This is a genomic window from Salinisphaera sp. C84B14, assembly GCF_040361435.1.
In the GTDB taxonomy this organism is placed as follows: Bacteria; Pseudomonadota; Gammaproteobacteria; order Nevskiales; family Salinisphaeraceae; genus Salinisphaera.
This window is the reverse complement of record NZ_APNL01000016.1, coordinates 35,890-55,572: the sequence shown is the minus strand read 5'-3', so window position 1 is coordinate 55,572 and position 19,683 is coordinate 35,890. Positions and strand designations below refer to the sequence as shown.

General features: G+C 58.7%; 18 protein-coding genes. 2 read left to right on the top strand and 16 right to left on the bottom strand.

All coding sequences use genetic code 11. From position 1 onward, the window contains the following. Nucleotides 1-30 precede the first annotated feature (30 nt). The 8 genes from C84B14_RS13875 to C84B14_RS13840 form a co-directional block, all read right to left on the bottom strand. On the bottom strand, nt 31-954 hold the full coding sequence (locus C84B14_RS13875; protein WP_293627043.1) for a branched-chain amino acid transaminase: 924 nt from the start codon (nt 952-954) through the stop codon (nt 31-33). Between the two features lie 111 nt (nt 955-1,065). Beyond that, nucleotides 1,066-2,040 carry an ADP-glyceromanno-heptose 6-epimerase gene (gene rfaD, locus C84B14_RS13870; protein ID WP_353224966.1) on the bottom strand — a complete coding sequence of 325 codons (975 nt, stop codon included), beginning with the start codon at nt 2,038-2,040 and terminating at the stop codon, nt 1,066-1,068. A gap of 93 nt (nt 2,041-2,133) precedes the next feature. Continuing rightward, complete coding sequence (locus C84B14_RS13865) at nt 2,134-3,228, bottom strand: glycosyltransferase family 4 protein (protein WP_353224964.1); 1,095 nt, start codon at nt 3,226-3,228, stop codon at nt 2,134-2,136. Beyond that, on the bottom strand, nt 3,218-4,084 hold the full coding sequence (locus tag C84B14_RS13860; protein WP_353224962.1) for a lipopolysaccharide kinase InaA family protein: 867 nt from the start codon (nt 4,082-4,084) through the stop codon (nt 3,218-3,220). Before C84B14_RS13860 ends, C84B14_RS13865 begins: the two co-directional genes overlap by 11 nt. Beyond that, the gene (locus C84B14_RS13855; protein ID WP_353224960.1) at nt 4,038-4,652 is read right to left on the bottom strand and encodes a YrbL family protein; all 615 of its coding nucleotides are present in this window, start codon (nt 4,650-4,652) and stop codon (nt 4,038-4,040) included. The genes C84B14_RS13860 and C84B14_RS13855 overlap by 47 nt, the downstream gene beginning before the upstream one ends. A gap of 79 nt (nt 4,653-4,731) precedes the next feature. Then, nucleotides 4,732-5,868: a glycosyltransferase family 4 protein gene (locus C84B14_RS13850; protein WP_353224958.1), complete on the bottom strand. Its 1,137-nt coding sequence runs from the start codon at nt 5,866-5,868 to the stop codon at nt 4,732-4,734. A gap of 141 nt (nt 5,869-6,009) precedes the next feature. Further along, nucleotides 6,010-6,843, bottom strand: coding sequence for a sulfotransferase family protein (locus C84B14_RS13845; RefSeq protein ID WP_353224956.1), 834 nt, complete (start codon nt 6,841-6,843; stop codon nt 6,010-6,012). Between the two features lie 11 nt (nt 6,844-6,854). Continuing rightward, on the bottom strand, nt 6,855-8,066 hold the full coding sequence (locus C84B14_RS13840; protein ID WP_353224954.1) for a glycosyltransferase family 4 protein: 1,212 nt from the start codon (nt 8,064-8,066) through the stop codon (nt 6,855-6,857). A gap of 176 nt (nt 8,067-8,242) precedes the next feature. Here C84B14_RS13840 and asnB point away from each other — a divergent pair, with 176 nt between their 5' ends. Beyond that, nucleotides 8,243-10,135 (top strand): asparagine synthase (glutamine-hydrolyzing), encoded by a 1,893-nt coding sequence (gene asnB, locus C84B14_RS13835; protein WP_353224953.1) that lies wholly within the window; start codon nt 8,243-8,245, stop codon nt 10,133-10,135. A 17-nt stretch (nt 10,136-10,152) separates the two neighbouring features. Here asnB and C84B14_RS13830 read toward each other — a convergent pair whose 3' ends face one another. Both C84B14_RS13830 and C84B14_RS13825 read right to left on the bottom strand, forming a co-directional pair. Next, nucleotides 10,153-11,394 (bottom strand): glycosyltransferase family 4 protein, encoded by a 1,242-nt coding sequence (locus C84B14_RS13830; RefSeq protein ID WP_353224951.1) that lies wholly within the window; start codon nt 11,392-11,394, stop codon nt 10,153-10,155. A 45-nt stretch (nt 11,395-11,439) separates the two neighbouring features. Then, nucleotides 11,440-12,414: a glycosyltransferase family 2 protein gene (locus tag C84B14_RS13825; RefSeq protein ID WP_353224949.1), complete on the bottom strand. Its 975-nt coding sequence runs from the start codon at nt 12,412-12,414 to the stop codon at nt 11,440-11,442. A 633-nt stretch (nt 12,415-13,047) separates the two neighbouring features. On the opposite strand from C84B14_RS13825, the gene C84B14_RS13820 reads away from it, so the two are divergent. Beyond that, a complete protein-coding gene (locus tag C84B14_RS13820; protein ID WP_353224947.1) occupies nt 13,048-13,848 on the top strand; it encodes a sulfotransferase family 2 domain-containing protein in 801 nt (266 codons plus the stop codon). Between the two features lie 309 nt (nt 13,849-14,157). Here the strand turns inward: C84B14_RS13820 and C84B14_RS13815 are convergent, their stop codons facing one another. The 6 genes from C84B14_RS13815 to C84B14_RS13790 all read right to left on the bottom strand — a co-directional run bounded on the left by C84B14_RS13815 (nt 14,158) and on the right by C84B14_RS13790 (nt 19,672). Then, the gene (locus tag C84B14_RS13815) at nt 14,158-15,453 is read right to left on the bottom strand and encodes a glycosyltransferase (protein WP_353224945.1); all 1,296 of its coding nucleotides are present in this window, start codon (nt 15,451-15,453) and stop codon (nt 14,158-14,160) included. A 3-nt stretch (nt 15,454-15,456) separates the two neighbouring features. Next, nucleotides 15,457-16,608, bottom strand: a complete 1,152-nt coding sequence (locus tag C84B14_RS13810; RefSeq protein ID WP_353224943.1) for a glycosyltransferase family 4 protein — start codon at nt 16,606-16,608, stop codon at nt 15,457-15,459. A 56-nt stretch (nt 16,609-16,664) separates the two neighbouring features. After that, a complete protein-coding gene (locus tag C84B14_RS13805; protein WP_353224941.1) occupies nt 16,665-17,285 on the bottom strand; it encodes a hypothetical protein in 621 nt (206 codons plus the stop codon). Nucleotides 17,286-17,588: 303 nt separating this feature from the next. Continuing rightward, a complete protein-coding gene (locus C84B14_RS13800) occupies nt 17,589-18,578 on the bottom strand; it encodes a UDP-glucuronic acid decarboxylase family protein (RefSeq protein WP_353224940.1) in 990 nt (329 codons plus the stop codon). Nucleotides 18,579-19,117: 539 nt separating this feature from the next. Continuing rightward, nucleotides 19,118-19,291: a hypothetical protein gene (locus C84B14_RS13795; protein ID WP_353224938.1), complete on the bottom strand. Its 174-nt coding sequence runs from the start codon at nt 19,289-19,291 to the stop codon at nt 19,118-19,120. 15 nt (nt 19,292-19,306) lie between these two features. Continuing rightward, nucleotides 19,307-19,672 (bottom strand): hypothetical protein, encoded by a 366-nt coding sequence (locus C84B14_RS13790; RefSeq protein ID WP_353224936.1) that lies wholly within the window; start codon nt 19,670-19,672, stop codon nt 19,307-19,309. Between the last annotated feature and the right edge of the window lie 11 nt (nt 19,673-19,683).

Below are 19,683 nucleotides of genomic sequence, written 5' to 3'. Positions count from 1 at the left end.
GACCCGCGGCGCCGACCAGCGGCGCCCGTTTTATACGAACGTCAGCCAGTCGGCGTGATCGTCGCGCTTGCCGGTCACCTGATCGAAATAGCGCGACTGCATCGCCTCGGTGATCGGGCCACGCTTACCCTCGCCAATCGGCCGATCGTCGAGTTCGCGCATGGGCGTGACTTCGGCCGCGGTCCCGGTGAGAAACGCTTCATCGGCGATATAGACCTCGTCGCGGGTGATGGTCTTTTCCCGATAGGGAATGCCCATTTCCTCGGCGTAAGTCAGGATCGTGCGCCGGGTGATACCGTCGAGCGCGCTGGTGAGATCCGGCGTATAGAGCACGCCGTCGCGCACGATGAATAGATTCTCGCCGCTGCCTTCCGAGACGAAGCCGTTGCAGTCCAGCAACAGGGCTTCATCGTAGCCGGCCTTGTTGGCTTCGGTGACCGCGAGCATGGAGTTGAAGTACGGGCCGTTCGCCTTGGCCTTGGTCATAGCGGAATTGACGTGATGACGCGAGAAGGAAGACGTCTTCACGCGAATACCGCGGGTCATGTTCTCTTCGCCCAGATAGCTGCCCCAGGTCCATGCGGCGATGGCCACATGGCTGGTCAGGTCGTGGGCGTGCAGACCCATGGCCTCCGAACCATAGAAAATCACCGGCCGGATATAGGCCGACTCGAGCTTGTTCTCGCGCACCACTTCGATCTGTGCGGCGTTGAGCTCGTCTTCGGTGTACGGCATGGGCATGCCGAGAATCTTGGCCGAACGACACAACCGACGGGTATGGTCGGCCAGCCGGAAAATCGCCGTACCGCGATCGGTGTTGTAGGCGCGTACGCCCTCGAACGCACCCATGCCGTAATGCAGGGTATGGGTGAGTACGTGGACCTTGGCATCGCGCCAGTCGACGAGTTCGCCGTCGAACCAGATCAGGCCATCGCGGTCGGCCATCGAAGTCATGCGCTTTTCTCCTGTTACGCGTGCAACTGCGCTGCCGTGCGAGCACGGCGAAGCCAACTATTTGACCACACCGGCGCCCATGCAGGCCAGCCGCTTGGCTGCATGGGCCAGCTAGTCGGTGGCGTCGGGCTGTCGGTCGGCCTGGCCGCGTGCGGCCAGCCAGTCGAGATAGCGGGACACGCCCTCGGCCACGGTAGCGAAGGCGGGCCCGTAGCCGGCTGCCCGGAGCGCATCAACGCTCGCCTGGGTGAAGCTCTGATACCGCCCGACCAGCGATTGCGGAAATTCGATATAGCGTTTTTCGCCGCGGCCGTACCAGTCGATCACCGCGTCGGCCACGTCGTTGAAGGTCTGACTGCGACCGGTGCCACAGTTGAAGACGCCGGATACGCCGGAGTTCAGCAGCCAGAGATTGACGTCCACACAGTCGCCGACATAGACAAAATCCCGGCGCTGCTCGCCGTCGTCGTAGCCTTCCGAGCCCTCGAACAGCCGGCATTCACCCTCGGCTTCGATCTGGCGCGAGAAATGCCAGGCCACGCTCGCCATCTTGCCCTTGTGCTGTTCGCGCGGGCCGTAGACGTTGAAGTAACGCAGCCCCGCAACCTGCGAGCCGGTTGTGGCCGATTGGGCACGCACGTACTGGTCGAAGGCGAACTTCGAAAACGCATACATATTGAGCGGGCGCTCGGCATCGCGCTGTTCGACGAAGTCCGGCCCCATGCCATAGACCGAAGCCGACGAGGCATAAATGAAGGGAATAGAGCGCGCCACGCACCAGTCGTGCAGGCTTTTCGAGTAGCGGTAATTACGCGCCATCACGTAGCGGCCATCCCACTCGGTGGTGTCCGAACAGGCCCCCTGGTGAAACACCGCGCGAATCTCACCGAGGTCCTCGCCGGCTTCAACCCGGGCGAGCAGGTCGTCGTATTCGAGGTAGTCGCTGAAATCCAGGTCGGCGAGGTTCAGGCATTTCTGGCCGTCCGACATATCGTCGACGATGAGGATATCGCGCTCGCCACGGGCGTTGAGCCCGGCCACGATATTGCTGCCGATAAAACCGGCGGCTCCGGTGACGATGATCATTGCGCTTGAAACTCCAGATGGTATTGTGTGCCGCACGCCTCGAGGAAGTGCTCAAGCCGTCTTCGCGAAAAGCCCGCGGCCGCCGAAGTCACCCTAGCCGACACGGGCATAGACTTCGAGATAGCGTTCGGCCATTTGATCCGGCGTATAACGCTCGGAGAGCACGCGCCCCCGGCGGCCGAGCTCGTCGGCCAATACGCGTTCGTCATACACACGGCATAACGCATCGAAAAGCGCCTGCTCATCGGCCGGTGCCACCAGCAGGCCGTTGTCTTCGTGACCGACTATCTCCGGCACGCCGTCGACCGCACTCGCGACGATTGGCAAACCGAAATACATGGCATCCAGGCAGGCGCCGCCGATGCCTTCATGCAGGGAGGGCAACACAAAGGCGTCTGCCGCGTCGAGATAGTCGCCGACGTTTTCCACGAAGCCTTCAAACACCACATTCGGCAAATCCGCGGCCAGGGCCTCGAGCGCAGCGCGATCCGCGCCTTCACCGAGCAGTACGAACACCATATCGGGCCGGGCCGACGCCAAACGTCGGGCCACTGCGATGAGATGACGCTGACCTTTTTGTGAGTGCACGAGTGCAGCGACATTGACGACGAGAAAACGCCCGGCCCACCGCTCGCGAATAGCGTCTCGACGCCCGCGATCCACCTTGAAGGCGCCCAGCGCGCTGTGTATTACGACCGGCTCCAGCCGTGCCATATAAGCGTGCATATCGCGTGCGACCGAGCCGGCTACCGCCACCACGGCTGCGGCACGACGATAAACCGTTCGCGTCCAGATGTTGCGGCTCGGCTGTTTGCTGATTCGGCGAGTGACGATATACGGCGCCCCCACGAGCAGCGACGCCGCCGCAGCGAACTTGGCCCCGTGGCCGTCATGGGCGTGTAACAGATAGCCGCGCGCGTGCCTGGCATGCAACGCGAACGGTTTGTCGATCTCGACGATCGTGAGCCCTGGGGTACCACGCAGCCGCTCGACGAGCGGCTGGCCGCGACGCACGATCAGGCGTTGGACGACGCCGCGGGCCGCTAGCGCTTTGATCAGCAATTCGGTCTGGCGCTCGCCGCCCCGATAACCGCGGGCAAGGTTGATATGACACAGCGCACGCTTCAGCGTCACCGACTTGCCGGCCGGTTTGCCCGCACTTTCCTGGCGTACGATTTCAGAAGACATCGAAGTGACGCGCGCTGGTATCGATTCGAAAACGCGGCAGCACCTTGCCAGCGAGGTGCTGGCCAAGCGCGCTGGTATTAAGTGCCCTACCGAGACCGTCGAGCAGGTAATGCCACTCGGACGTAAACAAAAAGCGTTCGCTGGTTTTGTGTAGTCGCCGTAACGCGTCGGCAAAGCGGCGCGCCGCCAGGCCATATCTATTGGTATGGCGCAGATCGTTGTCGATCCATATCAGGCGATTTTCGCGGTCGCTCAAAATGTTTTCAAAGTGGAAATCCTTGAGGTGATAGCCCGCGGCATACACCCGGCCAAGACCCGTCGCCACGCCGGCGAGCAGACCATGGCGTCGCGGCTCGGACAGATCTTCCCGAAAGACAAACCGTAACGGCCGACTCGGTGGAAACTCGTCCATGAATAATATCGACTCGTGGCGAGCCCACGGCATGAGCGTATAACCGAAGCCACGCATGGTCGGCGTACGCAACCCAAGACGAACCAGAACATCGGCGGCGGCGATCTCACGTGCCGCCTGACAATAGCGGTACTTGCGAAACGGGTCTCGCGGCACCGCCTGGACGATCGACAGTTTGCTGACCAACGCGAGCCGGTCGGGGTGCAGGCATACACGCGTATGCTCGCCGCGATAGATTTCCTGCGCCTGCGAGAAATCGGGCACGGGTTCATCAAACGACATCATCCAGGTGTCGCCCGGCTCGACCAGCGCACGCTCGAGATGAAACCTCATCAGCCACGCTCCGCCGCGCGCCCAAGGCGACTGGGCCAAAAGCATATTCCAGACGCTTTCAGACTCATTGATGCGTGCTTTCCCCACGACTGTAAGCTGCCAGTGCAGCATAGGTCTTTGTTTTCTGTCGTCGCCACTGGCGCAGTGTCTTGAGGCGCGCGAGCAGTGGCATTCGCATCTGCCGTTCGAATGCGGGCCCCAGACGCCGCGCGCCCAGGCCATCGATGAACACCAGATGCATATCATCAGCTTGGCGTACCATGAGATTGGTACTACGCAGATCCGACACCACTACCGCGTGCGTCAGCGCCCAGTGGCGAAGCTCTGCCAGCATTGCGTATGCGTTATGGAGCGTCAGCCGTTGCGAGAGTAACGCGTCACGTAACGTGAGTGCGAAGGTACCGTCACTATTACGCACACGTTCGACGACCAGCGCAGCCCCGCGCTGCGTTTGTATCCAGCCCGTGCAGCGTGCAGCGTGTCTGAACGGCACGCCCCTGGCTTCGAGCCACTGACCATAGCGCCACTCCACTTCGTTCTGTTCGTGGCAGGCCGCGGAATTCGCATCACGCGCCACCTTCAGACACAAGCCGTCATCGTGCGGGTGCGTATAACAGTCACGCTTGGAGCCTCGGCCGATCAGCGTGAGCGCTGACAGGTCGCACTGGGAAGCACTCAAGGCCCGTGCATCCACAAACAGCAATTCGCGGCGAAGCTAAAGCTCGGCAAAACGCGATTTGGTGCGCGCCAAATCATTACTACTGCAAGCCGGCATAGAAAGCCAGCAGATTCGAACGCATGCGATCGATGGTGTAGGGCGCGGCGGCCTGTTCGCAGGCGCTGCGGGCAGCCGCCCTGGCCGCCTCATCGCGATTGTGTATCGCCGTCATCGCCCCGGCAAAGCCATCAACATCGAGCGCGTCGTGCAGGCTGCCTTTCTCCGGGGCGTCCACAAGCGCCAGCGCCGCGCCGGTGCGCGTCGACGCGATAACCGGCAATCCGGCGGCCATCGCCTCGAGGATCACCAGGCCGAACGCTTCGTAGAGCGCTGGGTGTACCAGCGCATCGGCAGCCCATAGATACGGCCGCACATCGGACTGCGCCTGCATGAAATGGACCCGCGTCGAAATACCCAGACGTTTCGCCAGGTGCCGGTAGCCGGCAAGGCGGCTATCACGCCCCACCACGATCAGATGCGCGCTTTCGGTGGCCTTCGCGAGCGCGCGAATCGCCGTGGCGAGCCCCTTGCGTTCGAAGCCGGACCCCACGTAGGTAAATACCGGGGCGTTCTGCGCGATACCGAGTTCGCGACGCAACTCTCGGCCCTGGTTTGCCCGTGCGTCGCTGCGCTCAAAGTGCTCAAGATCAATGCCGTAGTCGATGACGTGCAGGGTGGCGCGGCAATCCGGATAATGACGTTCAATATCGGCCTTGACCATTTCGGAGTTACAGATAACCGCCTGTAACCGATCGCTGGCATACATCCGTCGTTCCATGCGTTGCTTGAGGCGGTGATACGGCCCGACCTCTCGCAACCAGCCCTTCACTCCTCGATCGACGCGACGGCGCTGGCGAATCCATTCAGCATGCGCGCCGCCATCGGCACGAAATATATCGGCTTCCGGGATATGCACCTGGGCCTGAACCCAGTCCACTTGTATGCGTTTGAGTTCTTTACGCACCCCGCGCACGAATGCCAGCAGCCGCCAAGCGCGTCCGATCGAAAACGGATTGCACCGCACGAACTCGATGCCTTCCTCGGCCGGCCCGCCCCAATTGCGCGCAAGCACGACCCAGTCGACGTTGTCCTGCGCGAGCGCCTGGAAGGCATTGAGCGTAATGCGCTCGGTGCCGCCATCGCTGCGGAATCGGTTGAAGACCAAGCCTATGCGCATGAAATGAGATGATTGAGCAGATGCGGCGCACTATACCGGAGTGTGTCGGGCAATCCGACCGGCCTGGCATACAGGCGCCTTAACGCCGTTGCGTGGGGTCGTTACCGACGGCGCGCGCTCCTTTCGCCTTATCGGTGCGCGTTAGTCAGTAAAGCCCCACTTGGTGACATCGATACCGTATTCCTGCTGGAAACGCTGCATATCGTGGGCCAGCGCCGAATGGATCTCGGCTTTTTGAGCTGCCGTCAACGACACACGGGCCTTAGGCGAAAAGTCACGCTGCTTCGCCTGCCGGGCGCCTTTTCTAAATGCTGACCAGCGCTTCTTCAAGCGGCCCAACGGCCCGGTTTTACGCTGCGTCGGGTTACGAACCTTGAAGCGCTTTGGAAAGTAGTGCTGGTCGAGGCCTAGAAAATCGTACACACGCATCAGCACAGCCCGTGGGTCGGTCGTGAATTCGGCGAAGTCCAACACCAGAAAGTGCTCGCGCGGAAAAAACGCTCTAAATCGCTCCAGCTGGCGATAATAATTGCTCTTTTGCAGCAGCAGATCACTCTCGATATCGAATCGTTCCTGCGGATAGAGCCGCTGGATGAAGTCGTATTCCGATTCGATACGCTGAAACGGATCGCGCACCATATAAATGAAACGCGGCTGGATACCGTATGCATGAATCTTACGCGGTACGTCCTGCTCTTCGGGGAATTTGGTATAGCCCGTCGAGGCTTCCATCGCATAGCGATGCCGGCCAGCATCGAAATGCCACAGATGCTGGTAATACGGCACCGCCACGCCATGGGCCTGATTGTCGCTGAAGTATTCCGGCTCCTTGTCGATCGCCGGGCAGATCCCCGGGTGCGCCTTGAGATACTCGAACAGGGACGTCGTGCCACACTTCATGGCGCCAATGATCATGACGTAGGCATCGTCCGGGATCGGGGGGACGGCGACCTGAGTGTATTGCGATGCGGCCACGCGCAAGCCTCCTATTCAGTGGCGGCGTATTCTTTGATCGAGTGCATGAAGCCAGCCATATAGCGATCGAAGCTGAACGCCTCGCGCGCGTGCGCTCTCGCCGCCCCCGACATCGCCTGTGCGCGTCCGGCGTCGCCCAGAATGTCGATGATCGCGTCGGCCAACGCCTGCGGGTGTACGAAATCGACCGGGCGCAGTGCGTCGGTATCCGGGTCGTAGACCCGCGCCGACTGCATGACCGAACGGGCACCGCCAAACTTCGGATAACGATTATAGGGCTGATCGGCGGCTACAGTACGTCCCGTCTGGTCTTCCAGGATCGTTTCCGCCATACCGTCGACCCGGGCTGCGACCACCGGCACACCGAAAGCCTGGGCTTCGATGGTCACGTTGCCCAGCGGTTCCTGCAGCGCGGGATGCAGCAAAAGATCCAGCGAACGATAGAACGCCGGCATATCACGCACCAGTCCGCGAAACCTTACCGAATCCTCCACCGCAAGATCTGCGGCGAGGGACTCAAGTCCCGCCCGGTCAGGCCCGTCGCCGGCAATATCCAACACGCAATCCAGCCCCGCATGACGCAAGTGCTTCAAGGTGTGCAGAGCAAGGCATACGCCTTTCTCCGACGCGAGGCGCGCGGCTACGCCAATCCGTTTGCGCTCACCGCCGGCCGCGGTTCGGCCGGATTCGTCCGCGGCAGCCATGACCGAGGGCCGAATCCCGCCCATGCATACCTTGGCCGGCCCGGAATAGCCCCATTTGAGCTGCAGCATTCGCATGGAGGCGTGGGTATTGCAGATTGCGCCGCGCATTTCTTTCATGAACCGCTCAGCCGCATCGGGATCGTGCTCGAACCAAGCTCCGCCGCCCTCGCGATAAACAAGGGGCGTCTTAGTTTGGCGAGCGGCGACCACTAGCGCCTCGCGGGCAAAGCCGCTCCACGACAACAACACGTCCGCGGCACTCGCTTCGACCAGCGCAGCCATCCGCGCTTCACGTAACCGTTGCGGGCGGCGCGGCAGCTTAACCCCGCGCCAACGCTTGTAACTCTTTGCGTGGTCGATGTGAGGCCGGATTTCAGCGGCCAAGGAAGTCACGATGCCGCTGGCATAGATCAAATCGTGGCGAACGGGCGCTTTTGCGAGCGGGTGCTGCAAGAACGCCAGAAACTGGTTCTCGACGCCGCCGGCAACATCGAGATTGATCCGATGCACGATTTTCATTCAACAAAGATCCGGAGATATACGGCCGGCCATCCGCTCACCGCGCCGCAAACAAATGGATAACGGCCGCGTAGTGTAGATGTCGCGGGCTGGCTTTGGCGAGTATCCTACGCGGTCGCGGCCGGTTCGCGCCTGCCGTGTTCCGACACGCCCTTCCACAATCGGCGAGACCACGCATGTGCGGCATTACCGGCATTCTACAGCGCGTCCCCGACGCACAAGCACACGAACGCAATATCGATCGCATGCGCGATGCCCTGTCGCACCGAGGCCCCGACGATCGCGGCAGCTGGGTCGATGGTGACGCGCCGTTCGTGGCACTCGGGCATCGCCGTTTATCGATTGTGGATCTGTCTCCCCGTGGCGCGCAGCCCATGCATTCAAGCGATGGCCGCTATGTGCTGGTATTCAACGGTGAGATCTACAATTTCCGCCGGTTGCGGGAAACGTTGCGCGCGCAAGGCCACAGCTTCAACGGGAGCTCGGATACTGAAGTCGTGCTGGCCGCATTTCTCGAGTGGGGGATTGCCAAGGCGCTGAGCGCGTTCGAAGGCATGTTCGCCCTCGCCGTTTGGGATCGTGTCGATCGCACGCTCTACCTCGCGCGTGACCGCTTCGGTGAAAAGCCGCTCTACTACGGCGTGAATGACGGCGTTTTGCTGTTCGGGTCCGAGCTCAAGGCGCTCGCCAAGCACGAGCAGTTCGCTTCGGAAATCGACCGCGGCGCGCTCGCCGAGCTGATGCGCTTGTCCTATATCCCCGGCCCAAGCAGTATTTTCAGCGGCTACAGGAAACTGCCGCCCGGTACGTGGCTGCGGGTGGGAACCGATCTCGAACTATCCGAACCAACGCCCTATTTCGATATCGACACACTGGCGGCGACGACACCCGAGCCGTTGTCGGATACCGAAGCAGTCGACGAGTTCGAGCGGCTTTTATCGACCTCCATCGCCGATCGCATGGTCGCCGACGTGCCCGTGGGGGCGTTCCTGTCCGGCGGGATCGATTCCTCATTGATCGTATCGCTCATGCGTGCGCACACCGATCAGCCCGTGCGCACCTTCACCATCGGGTTCGACGAGCCCGGCCTTAACGAGGCCGAACAGGCACGCGAGACGGCGGCCACGCTGGGTACCGATCACCACGAGCTTTATGTATCCGAGGCTGATCTGCTCGCCATCGTGCCGAGATTGCCGCGGATTTACGACGAACCGTTTGCCGACCCGTCGCAGATCCCCACGACCCTCGTCTCGCAGATGGCACGCGAACAGGTCACCGTCGCGCTGTCCGGCGACGGCGGCGACGAGATGATGGCAGGCTATGATCGCTACGACGGTATCGCGCGCCGCTGGCGCCGTCACCAGCGCACGCCCTCGCCGCTTAGAACAGCCCAGGCCGCGTGGCTCGCCGCGCAAGCTCGCGCGCGTCCTGCAAAAAGCGCCAAGTATCTGCAACAACGTGCCATGAAACGCGCGGGCAACGACCTGCGCTGTTTTTATCGTAATTCGATGAGTTATTGGCACGAGCCGCAGGCGTTGGTGGCGAACGCACCGCCGATTGCAACGGCGTTCTTGCGCGGCACCCCGGCCGAAGCGGCTCGAGACCCGGAGCGCTGGCTGCAAGCCACGGATGCGCTGTGCTACCTGCCCGACGACATCATGGCCAAGGTCGACCGTGCCGCCATGGCCTCCAGCCTGGAAACGCGCGCGCCTTTTCTCGATTCGGAGTTGGCGACCTTCGCCTTCGGCTTGCCGCTGGAACAGCGTTATCGCGACGGCAAACCGAAATGGTTGTCGCGACAGCTCCTTTATCGTTACCTGCCCCGCGAAACGGTCGAACGCCCCAAACATGGCTTCAACGTTCCGCTGGCGCGTTGGCTGCGCGGCCCGCTACGCGAATGGGCCGAGACATTGCTCGCGCCAGAACGGCTCCACCGAGACGGCTATTTCGACGTCGAACTCGTGCGCTGGACCTGGCGTACGCACCTGGCCGGTAGCCATGACTGGCATTGGCGGCTGTGGTGCATTCTGATGTTCCAGGCCTGGCTCGACGATTTCTTCGATCGGTAACGCCGCCGTCAATACGCCTACGTGCGTTGCTTGCCCACTCGAACGAGGCTCGCCACCGCCGCATCCACTGCCGGCCCGTACAACTCGGGCAGGAAGCGCTTGTTGGCGTTGCGCAGCCCGCTCAGACTCGCGTCGCGGTACGCGTTCTCATCTGTCACCAGCTCACGTATAGCGGTGGCCAGACGCGCTGGCGATACTGCCCGCGGCTGAATTAATTGATCGCTTACCGGATCATAGGCCCACGGCAAAACACTTTCGACATTGCCGCCCAGCTCTTTCTTATACTCATCAAGCGACCAATCCGGCACCACCTGAGCGGCCGTGTTTCCCGGTTCCAGCGTTTCCGGCAGGCCATCGACCGCGGTCACGATCAGCGGACAACCGCGCGCCTGTGCTTCCATGCTGGTCCGCCCGAAGGGCTCGACCATCGACGGCACAAGCATCAGATCGATCTCATCGTAGAACGCCGCCATATCGGGCACAGAGCCCTTGAAGTCGACGATATCGGTCAGGCCCAGGCGCTTGGATTCAGCATGAAGCGCGCTCTCTTCTGCGCCCGTGCCGGCGATGGCCAAGGTCACGTCGAGGCCGTGCTCGTCGCGCAGCACCTTGACCGTATGCAAGGCAATACGATGCCCCTTGAGTTCGATCATGCGTGCCGCCGCGCCAATGCGTATTGGCCGATCGCTTGGCGGCGCACCGCGCGCCGCATCGATCGCACGCACGCCATCGCAGCTGTAATAAACGCGCTCGACCGGCCCCTGCCAGCCCCAGCGCAACGCGAGCATACGCTCGGCCGCGAAACTGTTGACGATCGCACCATCGACCTGGTCGAAAAACGCGCCGGCATGTCGGGCCTGCTCGCGCCATGCTTCGCCATGTTCATAGTGGATCAGCGGCAGCCGCGCAGCGTTCGCGATATCAGCGACCTGACGGCTACCGATATGGTTCCAGGCCAGAATCACGCTCGGCGCATACGGGCGAATGCAATGTGCAGCCCAGCGTGCACGCAGCCCGCGAAACGCGCGCGGCAATCGCACACCATGCCAATGCTTGAACTGTTCACGCCATAGCGTTTGCAGCGGCGCGGCGAGCGCATCACCAAAGCGCGGATGTACGCTGTCCCCCGGCACCACCGTATCCGCGATGCCAAGCGCCTGTCGGAACTCGGCATATTGTAGAAACGACACCTCGACGCCGCCCACGGCATCGAGATTGACGCGATGCAGCATACGCTCGGAATAGCTCGATTGGCCCATAGAAACTTCTAGATCTGGTGAATCCGCAACACTTGCGCGTCTGTCTCAGCTCGCGGCGCGGGCTCGACGCGTATATTCACGATAGCCGCACACTCGGCCGAAACGTACCTGCCACTGCCAACCCGTTTTCAAATACGCGCTGCGTCCCAAGACGTGCGCGAACGCAAATCGCAATCCCGAGCGAGCTGCAGCCGTCCATACAGCTAACGGCGCGCCGGCTATGCAAGCACGCCGCGCTTCCATAGCGGCTACCACACCTCGGGTACGCCCCCACCAGAAAGCTCGGGCCCAGATTGCATCGCGGCTCAGTTGCTCATCGCGAACATAGTGAGACGCAGCGGCTTCAGGAAGATACACGATCTGGGCTTGCTTCTCTGCAACCAACCGCGATACGAACGCGGTTTCGTCGCCCATGACGCCATACTCACCGCCCGGCCCAAGGCGCGTATCGAAACGCACATCGCCAATCAATTCCCGCCTAATCGCCATGTTTGGCCCGAGCGGCCACGCCTGCGTAAGACCCTCTTCTTCAAGCGGTTCGTATTTGGAAAACATCGCACTTTGGTGCACGTAGCGCTGATCACGCACCCAGGCCGGCGCATCTGGCGGGAAATGCGGCGTAATACGACCACCGAAAATATCCGCGGACGGCCAACGCTGCACGCCTGCGGCGTAAGCCTTTAGCCAGTTGACCGGCAATTCAACGTCATCATCGACGAAAATCACCAGACCATGGTCGATGGTGTTCAAGGCGCGATTGAGCGCGCGTGTTTTACCTGGCTGGGGTTCGTGCAGTGCTTGAAGAGGAAGACGGCTTGCTCGCTGCCAGTCCGAAAGCACCTCGGGCGTTTCATCAGCACTGGCGTTATCCACGACTATGACTCGCCACGCCAGACCGCCGGGGTCGACTTTGCTAAGACTCGAAAGCGTGCGATCAAGCGAACTCGCACGGTTGGCAGTCGCGATGACCACGGCGATCTCGTCAGGCGTCGAAGCGCCGGGTTGCGCAGAGGGTGTCATCGCTTACGTACCAGAAGTCGCATCATTGTCGTCCACGCCATCGTGCACATTCCATACTATAAAACCCGCCCGGGAACGCCCCGACGCGCGATAATAGCGCATGACGTTGATCCAGCGGGCGAGTGAAGGCGTTGTCATTGCCGGTACGTTACCGGACTAACATTCTGACCTCGCTTTGACACACCTATGCGACCCGCGTCTGTGCGAATGATCAATCCTGGAAGACGACCACGACGGCTTATTTAAATAAGCCAGGGATCTGCCTCAGAACGGCCCTGCTTATAGCCCAATCCCTTGTTACCCACGCGCTCTAGCGAGCATTCAAAACCGCGCATACGATCCGAGCAGCACCCGTAAGCCATAACTGCAAGGCTGAAGACTTAAGGTCGTCGGCACGCACTTCACCACAGTGCTTCCTTGTTCCGGGCTAAGCCCGTCGCGGCACGATATAACACGGCGCGACCCCATTTATAACCTCTTCTAACGTTCTCTTAATCCGGTAGTATCCATAATCGCGGGTAAGGAATAATCGGGTTACAGATCAAGCTAACGTGCAGTCGATCGCGTCCGCGATTTGGCGATGAGCAATCGACTGAGAGCAAAACCTTCGGCACATGGAACGCTGGATTACGAATGATTGCATTCATACATATCAAAAAGACCGCCGGTAACAGCCTTAAGTACTTGCTACGGTCCCACTTTGGCGCTGCCCACTGCGACGTGAAGCCGTGGCAGAAGAAAGACGCGGTATACAGTGCTGCCCATTTGAAGCAGCTCATGCGCGTCTACCCGTGGTTACAGAGCATTGCCGGGCATACGATCGCGCCGCACAGCGACTTACGCGACCAAGTCCCGAACCTCAAGTACTTTACGTTCCTGCGCGAACCCATACGTCGCTGCGTGTCCGAGTACCAGTACTACGTATTGCGTGGACGTTACCAACCGAACACGTTTTCCAGCTGGATTCAGGATCCGCGTTACCGCAATGTGCAGGTTCAGGCGCTAGCCGGCAAAGAGGATCTTGACGCCGCGATCACACGACTCGAAGAAGACGTGGCGTTTCTCGGACTGATCGAGCGCTTCGATGAATCACTCGCACTTATGGGACCCATGCTTGGCATACCGACACTGGAGCCGCGGGAAAGCCGCCTGAATACCGCGTCGTCGAACGACATCCGCGACGCCGTGCTTGCCGACCCGGAAACACGACAGGCACTCGAAGACGCCAACCAGCTCGACGTTCAGCTTTACCGCTACGCCCGTGACGTGGTGTACCCGCGGCAGCTAGAACGCATGGACATAGATATGGAAAAACTTACGGGTGCGGTGAAACCCGCCTGGCCGCGCTACAACATGCGTTATGCCACGTATAAAGTGTATCGCCATGCGGTCTATAAACCCGCCCTGTATTGTCATCGAATGACGGCGAGTTAGACGCAGCGATAGCGTGCGGTGGCAAGCGACGCTGATGGCCCGCTCATCCGACATCTCAAAATTCGCCAGGAAAGGGTCGGCTTTTTTTATTTTGGCCGTTCGGCGTGAGCTGAACGGCAGCGGCCTCGGTTGCTCTCAGAGAGCGCTTGTTGTAACGAGCATAGAGGGCTACACGCCACCTTTTGCGTCAACCGTCGAACCCATAAGCGCTAATAGATAGCGTGTGCTCTCGACAAACAACTTCAGAGCGTAATCTTGGCCAAGCTTCCTACACGCAGCCAACCAACTGCCCGAATCGGCCAAGCCAACTCACCACCCCAAGTCCTTAATAGCCCGGCCACGTGCAACAGAAAACTTGTGTAGATAATCCATCACTTCACGATATTTAACATGAGGCTTGAGGTTTCTCGACGTCCATGCGATCGCTTCTTCGCTCATTTTCGCGTACGTAACTTCGTCCGAGAATACCGCTTCGATTGCATCAACAAGTTTGCCGGGGTCCGGCGCCTTGGGAGGGCAAACCTGGCCATCGGCCGGATCGTAGACGAATGGTGGAAGGCCCTCGCCGTAAACCCCCAATCGTGCAAACTCTACGCTATCGAGTTCGCCGGGCACGAGTACGCCACCATGCTCCGCCACGACTTCTGGAACGCCATCGACTTCCGTCGCCACCACAGGGCATCCACAATACTGCGCTTCCGCTAGCGTATTCGAACATGCCTCACTTAGTACTGGGTGCAACAGGCAATCGATGTCCGCGTAGAAACTGGACATGTCCGATACAACCCCATGAAAATGCACGCGGTCGGCAACACCGAGAGCCTGCGCGAGCTCTTCGAGCCGCTGTTTGTCTCTGCCGTCGCCTGCGATATGCAAATCATACTTCGTCGAGCGACCCTTCGACAGCGCGAGGGCATGAATAGAAAGTGCCACTCCTTTGATTGGTACTAAACGTGCGGCAATACCGACCCTTAGCGTACGGTTCATAGGCAACGATTTAACCGAGCCCGGACGGCGATATATAGCCGCCCTTACACCGTTCTGACAAACCTCTATCGGGCGATCATAGCCACGTGCACGAAGTATCTTGGCTCCTGCGACCGAGTTCGCCATGACGTAGTCAGCTTCGTTGAGTGATGCAAATGTATCCGGGAGGCTGAAATCACTGTACCAACCCGCTCCTCGCTCCCAATAAACCGACACTCCCCCCTCATCGCGACAGGTTTTAAGCTGTTCATACTGATTAAGAAGGTTCCAAAACAGTACAACACCGCTTGCGTGGCCTTCGAATATACGGCGGCGGTGGGCATCACGTAGCACGCTCGGTACCGATGGAATTTTAAAACCCCGGAAATACTTCTTTTGGTAAGCGGACACGCCGCGCTTGCGCAAGGACTCCAGCACAGGCTTGAGCTGGTCTGGCGGCGACTTCTTACGGCCGAGCATGAAGATATTCTGTTTTACAGTAGGCTCGGTGACCGTGGTTCCATCCAAGTAGTCGAGCAAGTACCGCTCTACGCCCCCTACTTTATCGAGGTCTACGCAGTGAAGGACCGCTTCAGGATTCCCGTTGGACAACAGTTTCCGCTCGGTATGCTCGTTCATGTTTCACAATCCATAGAATTCACAAAGCGCTTTCGCACGACAATCCCATGTCAATTGGACTACGTCGTCGAACGCGTTACTTGCCATACGAGAGGCCAGTATTGGGCTTATCCTTACAGTCTCGATGGCGCGCGAAAGATCGCCGGCAGAGTCTGGCGGCACGAGGTAGGCATTACGCTCGTGCTCGAGCAAACCGTCTAACGCTTCGATGCGCGTCGCAATGATAGGCCTGCGCGAGGCCATGTACTCGAACAGCTTTAATGGGCTGGTATACCGAGCGCTCAGGTGTTTCGCTGAATTGGGAAGAACGCAACAATCTACGGCATCTAGATAGGCCGGCACTTGGCCATTAGGCATATGACCTAGAAACATCACGTTGGTGTATTCTCGGTACCGGTTGCGCAAAACCTCGACCTGACCGAACGGTCGATCTCCGATAATCAAAAAATTCACGTTTGGCAGCTCTGCCGCCGCATCGAGTAAAGAGGTTATGCCTTTATATTCGAATAAAGAGCCGACATACGCGACGGTAAACACGTCTTTAGGGATACTCAACATGTCCCTTGCTGCGGATCTGGATAAAGGCTCCCGGCGCACCCTATCCAAGGAAACACCATCCGGAAACACGAACACCTTCGACTCAGGCAAACCCGATGTCGAGACATAACCTTCTTTTAGCGTTTCCGAAATAGTGCTTAACCCCAAAAAGTCGTCCCGGTGAACATAATCTTCGATCGCACGCATCTGCGGAGAACTGGGGTCCTCGTGCTGCTCTAGAATGACGGGGAGTCCGGCGTCCACAGCGAGCGGCACTATTTCATAAGCTCGAGTTATGAAGACATCCACACGATGTCGCTGCATCCACCGAACCGCTCGGCGATAGAATTTTCGTCTGAAACGATGGCTATCGCCCGGTTTCAACGTCGCGCCACAGCCAATGCGCGCGATATCTATGTCGCCCGATAAACCGTAATAGCTACCAAACTCCGCTGATAATCGCGAAGAGGTTTTAAGGAACCTGCCGCAGAATCGCGACGGCGTCAGGAGCACGAACCCGTCGTATTTGCGAGCCAGTGCATCAGCCATTGCGACGGCATGCAGCGTGTTCGCGTCGCGCTGGTAAAGACCTGTTCGCGGTACATAGCCGACTTTCATTGTGAAGCGACCTTACCGGACACACTGAACATGCAATACGGTGACGGTGACGCCGATCAATTGGCCACGACCAAGTAATAGCGGTCGACGAAAAAATTAAGTCCTTCACGATTAGTGTCGTTTAAAAACGACTCCCTAATATATTCGGCGTCGAAAAAGAGCTCGTCGATTAGTCTGTACTTGCCCCCTATAAGCGACCGATATTCTTCCAAATTCGCGCCGAAGGGATCGGATCTTTTATTTTCGACATCGTCTTCTGTCCACTCGATCAAACATAACCCGTCGCGCCCAAGACAAGACATCCACTGGTCGAGGCAATACTCGGGGTCGTAACTATGATCAAGCGAGTTGCTGAATATGAAATCTACGTTTCCAACCCATTCCGGTTTGACGTTGTGAAAATCCCACTCGATCGTGTGGGCAAAAGAACTAGCCGTAGGAGATATCTCAGTACCCACCACGTTTGCAGATAACGCCTCTCGGAACCATAACTGCTCACGCCCGTTACGCGTTCCGTGACATATTCCAAATCTAATATTCTCGATTTGGCTCTCCAAATAACCAGCTAACTGCTTAATAACACCTTCTACAGCCCAAACCTTGTCAATTTTCTTTCTGTTTGCCGACACTTGTGCGTCGTAGTAATCATCGTAGTCCCTATATTCGTACTTTTTCATTTACCGACCCGCAATTTAAAAGCCAAAGAGTTTTTTTATTTTTCGCCGCCATTTAAAGCATAACGCACCTTACTCAGGCTTAACCTTTAAACGGATCGCCCGTTTCAATTGCTGCGAAAGCCATAACACCAGAAGATGGGCGACCGAATCAACTATTCACTTCTCGCTCATGCCCGTCAATTATCCAGTTTGCATAGCCGACCACTGGCCAGTATCAACGTGCTGGACTCACTATCCGTTAGGCGTTAAGAGCGATAGTTCGTTGCGCGAAACGCGGTCATCGTTCGGCAACGGGCGCTAAGCTTACTTACTATTTTCGGAACCTAATCCCTTGAAGTCGCCGTCGGATATCAAATCCCTGAAATAACGAATTGTCTTTGGCAAGCCATCAACCAGCTCGGTTTCCGCATTCCAGTGGAGCATCTTTTGCGCCTGGCTGACGTCAGGCCGGCGTTGCCGGGGATCGTCCTCGGGTAAAGGCTCAAAACATACCTCCGATACAGAGTCTGTCTGCGCAAGAACTCGCTCTGCGAGCTCACGAATTGTAAATTCGTTTGGGTTGCCTAGGTTGATCGGGCCGGTGACTTCTTCAGGCGACGCCATCAGGCGCATAAGGCCGTCCACCAGATCGTCGACATAGCAAAACGAACGCGTTTGTTGTCCATTGCCATACAGAGTGATTGGCTCGCCCGAGAGCGCTTGCATAATGAAGTTGGAGACAACGCGACCATCCTGAGGATGCATACGTGGCCCGTAGGTGTTGAATATGCGTGCGACCTTTATCGGTAAGCCGTACTGACGACGATAGTCGAAGAACAGGGTCTCGGCACAACGTTTGCCCTCGTCGTAACAGGAACGCCGCCCAATGGGATTGACCCGCCCCCAGTACGACTCGGGCTGCGGATGAATTTCCGGGTCGCCGTACACTTCGCTCGTCGAGGCCTGCAAGATGCGAGCGCCTGTACGCTTTGCCAAGCCAAGCATATTGATCGCACCATGCACGCTAGTCTTCGTAGTCTGAACGGGATCATGCTGATAATGCACCGGTGATGCAGGGCACGCCAGGTTATAGATTTCGTCCACCTCCACATATAGGGGCAGACAGACATCGTGCCGAATGACCTCAAAGAAGGGGTCGCCAGCCAAGTGCGCTATGTTCGCCTTGCGCCCGGTAAAAAAATTATCGACACATATGACGTCGTTTCCCTGCTTGAGAAGCCGGTCGCACAGATGCGAGCCGACGAAGCCGGCACCGCCTGTCACAAGCACGCGTTTTCTCAGCAAGTCTTTCATATTCGGTCCAGAAGTAGATGTAATTCCAATGAGGTCAAGCGTCGGGAGCACGCATTACCTGCCTGCTACGCGGCGCAGTTTAGCGGCTAAGTACGTTTATCGACCAGTTTGAGCTGCTCCAGCTTGCCTGAACGAAACATTTCGTGGACACCGACGCAGTGACACAACGCTGCTGCTCGCCGCGTGACGTGTGCTACCACGCTTTTAAGCGTGTGTTGAGTGGTCGATGCCGAGGGGCATCGTGACCGACCGTGATAGTTCAGTCACAACAAGTTGCGTCTTGGTAGGAGGCGCGTCGTGCCCCTCCCTGAATATTAGCAAGAACACGCTGCATCGCAGCTGAGGCCCTAGAAAAGTATAGCGGCGTTATAGGGCTTGCAAACACGATGACCCTATTCCACTGCCACTAACCGCTTCCGCCACCGAGCCAGGCCCACCATATCTCAGCCACTTCGCTGCGCATCGAGTTGTATTTGTTCGAAGCGATCATGGCACGGTTTCGATGCAAGGAGGCTGCGTAAATTAACGCGCGATAACACTTATAAGAGGGGGGTAAGCGTGGCGACCTGTTCGTAGTCGGCCCGCCCTGCTGATTCCGTGGTTTCAAGAATCCGAATCGCATCGGTGAAGATCATCAGTTCAGGGCATCCCTGCCCGTATGCCAATACCATGAACTGCGCAAGAAATTCGATATCGATCAGCCCACCGTCCATTTGCTTGACATCGATTTAATTGCCGTCGGTTTTATCCTTGACTAGCCGCATTCGCGCACGCATGTATGTCAAGCACTTTTTGCGCTGCGCCTGAATATCGCGTGATCTTGCGAGGGTCTCGCGTCGGATGTCCTTGAACCGCTGGCCCAACTCGGCCGCGCCACTGACCGGTCGCGCCCTCGCCAAGGCCTGATGCTCCCAAGTCCAGGCCTGCTCCTGCTGGTAGCGGTCAAACGCGTCGATATGAGAAGCCATCATCCCAGCCGGCCCGCTTGGAAGCAGGCGCATGTCGATTTCGTACACACGTCCGGCCGCGGGCTGGGTGCTCAAGACATGCGTGAAGAACGCCTGATGCGTGAGGCTACGCTCGCCGTCCGTCATCGCATCGGCAA

Excerpts from the sequence above, each read along its gene's own strand:
- C84B14_RS13875 (WP_293627043.1), bottom strand. The coding sequence starts at position 954 with ATGACTTCGATGGCCGACCGCGATGGCCTGATCTGGTTCGACGGCGAA.
- rfaD (WP_353224966.1), bottom strand. The coding sequence starts at position 2,040 with ATGATCATCGTCACCGGAGCCGCCGGTTTTATCGGCAGCAATATCGTG.
- C84B14_RS13865 (WP_353224964.1), bottom strand. The coding sequence starts at position 3,228 with ATGTCTTCTGAAATCGTACGCCAGGAAAGTGCGGGCAAACCGGCCGGC.
- C84B14_RS13860 (WP_353224962.1), bottom strand. The coding sequence starts at position 4,084 with ATGCTGCACTGGCAGCTTACAGTCGTGGGGAAAGCACGCATCAATGAG.
- C84B14_RS13850 (WP_353224958.1), bottom strand. The coding sequence starts at position 5,868 with ATGCGCATAGGCTTGGTCTTCAACCGATTCCGCAGCGATGGCGGCACC.
- C84B14_RS13840 (WP_353224954.1), bottom strand. The coding sequence starts at position 8,066 with ATGAAAATCGTGCATCGGATCAATCTCGATGTTGCCGGCGGCGTCGAG.
- asnB (WP_353224953.1), top strand. The coding sequence starts at position 8,243 with ATGTGCGGCATTACCGGCATTCTACAGCGCGTCCCCGACGCACAAGCA.
- C84B14_RS13830 (WP_353224951.1), bottom strand. The coding sequence starts at position 11,394 with ATGGGCCAATCGAGCTATTCCGAGCGTATGCTGCATCGCGTCAATCTC.
- C84B14_RS13825 (WP_353224949.1), bottom strand. The coding sequence starts at position 12,414 with ATGACACCCTCTGCGCAACCCGGCGCTTCGACGCCTGACGAGATCGCC.
- C84B14_RS13820 (WP_353224947.1), top strand. The coding sequence starts at position 13,048 with ATGATTGCATTCATACATATCAAAAAGACCGCCGGTAACAGCCTTAAG.
- C84B14_RS13815 (WP_353224945.1), bottom strand. The coding sequence starts at position 15,453 with ATGAACGAGCATACCGAGCGGAAACTGTTGTCCAACGGGAATCCTGAA.
- C84B14_RS13810 (WP_353224943.1), bottom strand. The coding sequence starts at position 16,608 with ATGAAAGTCGGCTATGTACCGCGAACAGGTCTTTACCAGCGCGACGCG.
- C84B14_RS13805 (WP_353224941.1), bottom strand. The coding sequence starts at position 17,285 with ATGAAAAAGTACGAATATAGGGACTACGATGATTACTACGACGCACAA.
- C84B14_RS13800 (WP_353224940.1), bottom strand. The coding sequence starts at position 18,578 with ATGAAAGACTTGCTGAGAAAACGCGTGCTTGTGACAGGCGGTGCCGGC.
- C84B14_RS13795 (WP_353224938.1), bottom strand. The coding sequence starts at position 19,291 with ATGGACGGTGGGCTGATCGATATCGAATTTCTTGCGCAGTTCATGGTA.
- C84B14_RS13790 (WP_353224936.1), bottom strand. The coding sequence starts at position 19,672 with ATGACGGACGGCGAGCGTAGCCTCACGCATCAGGCGTTCTTCACGCAT.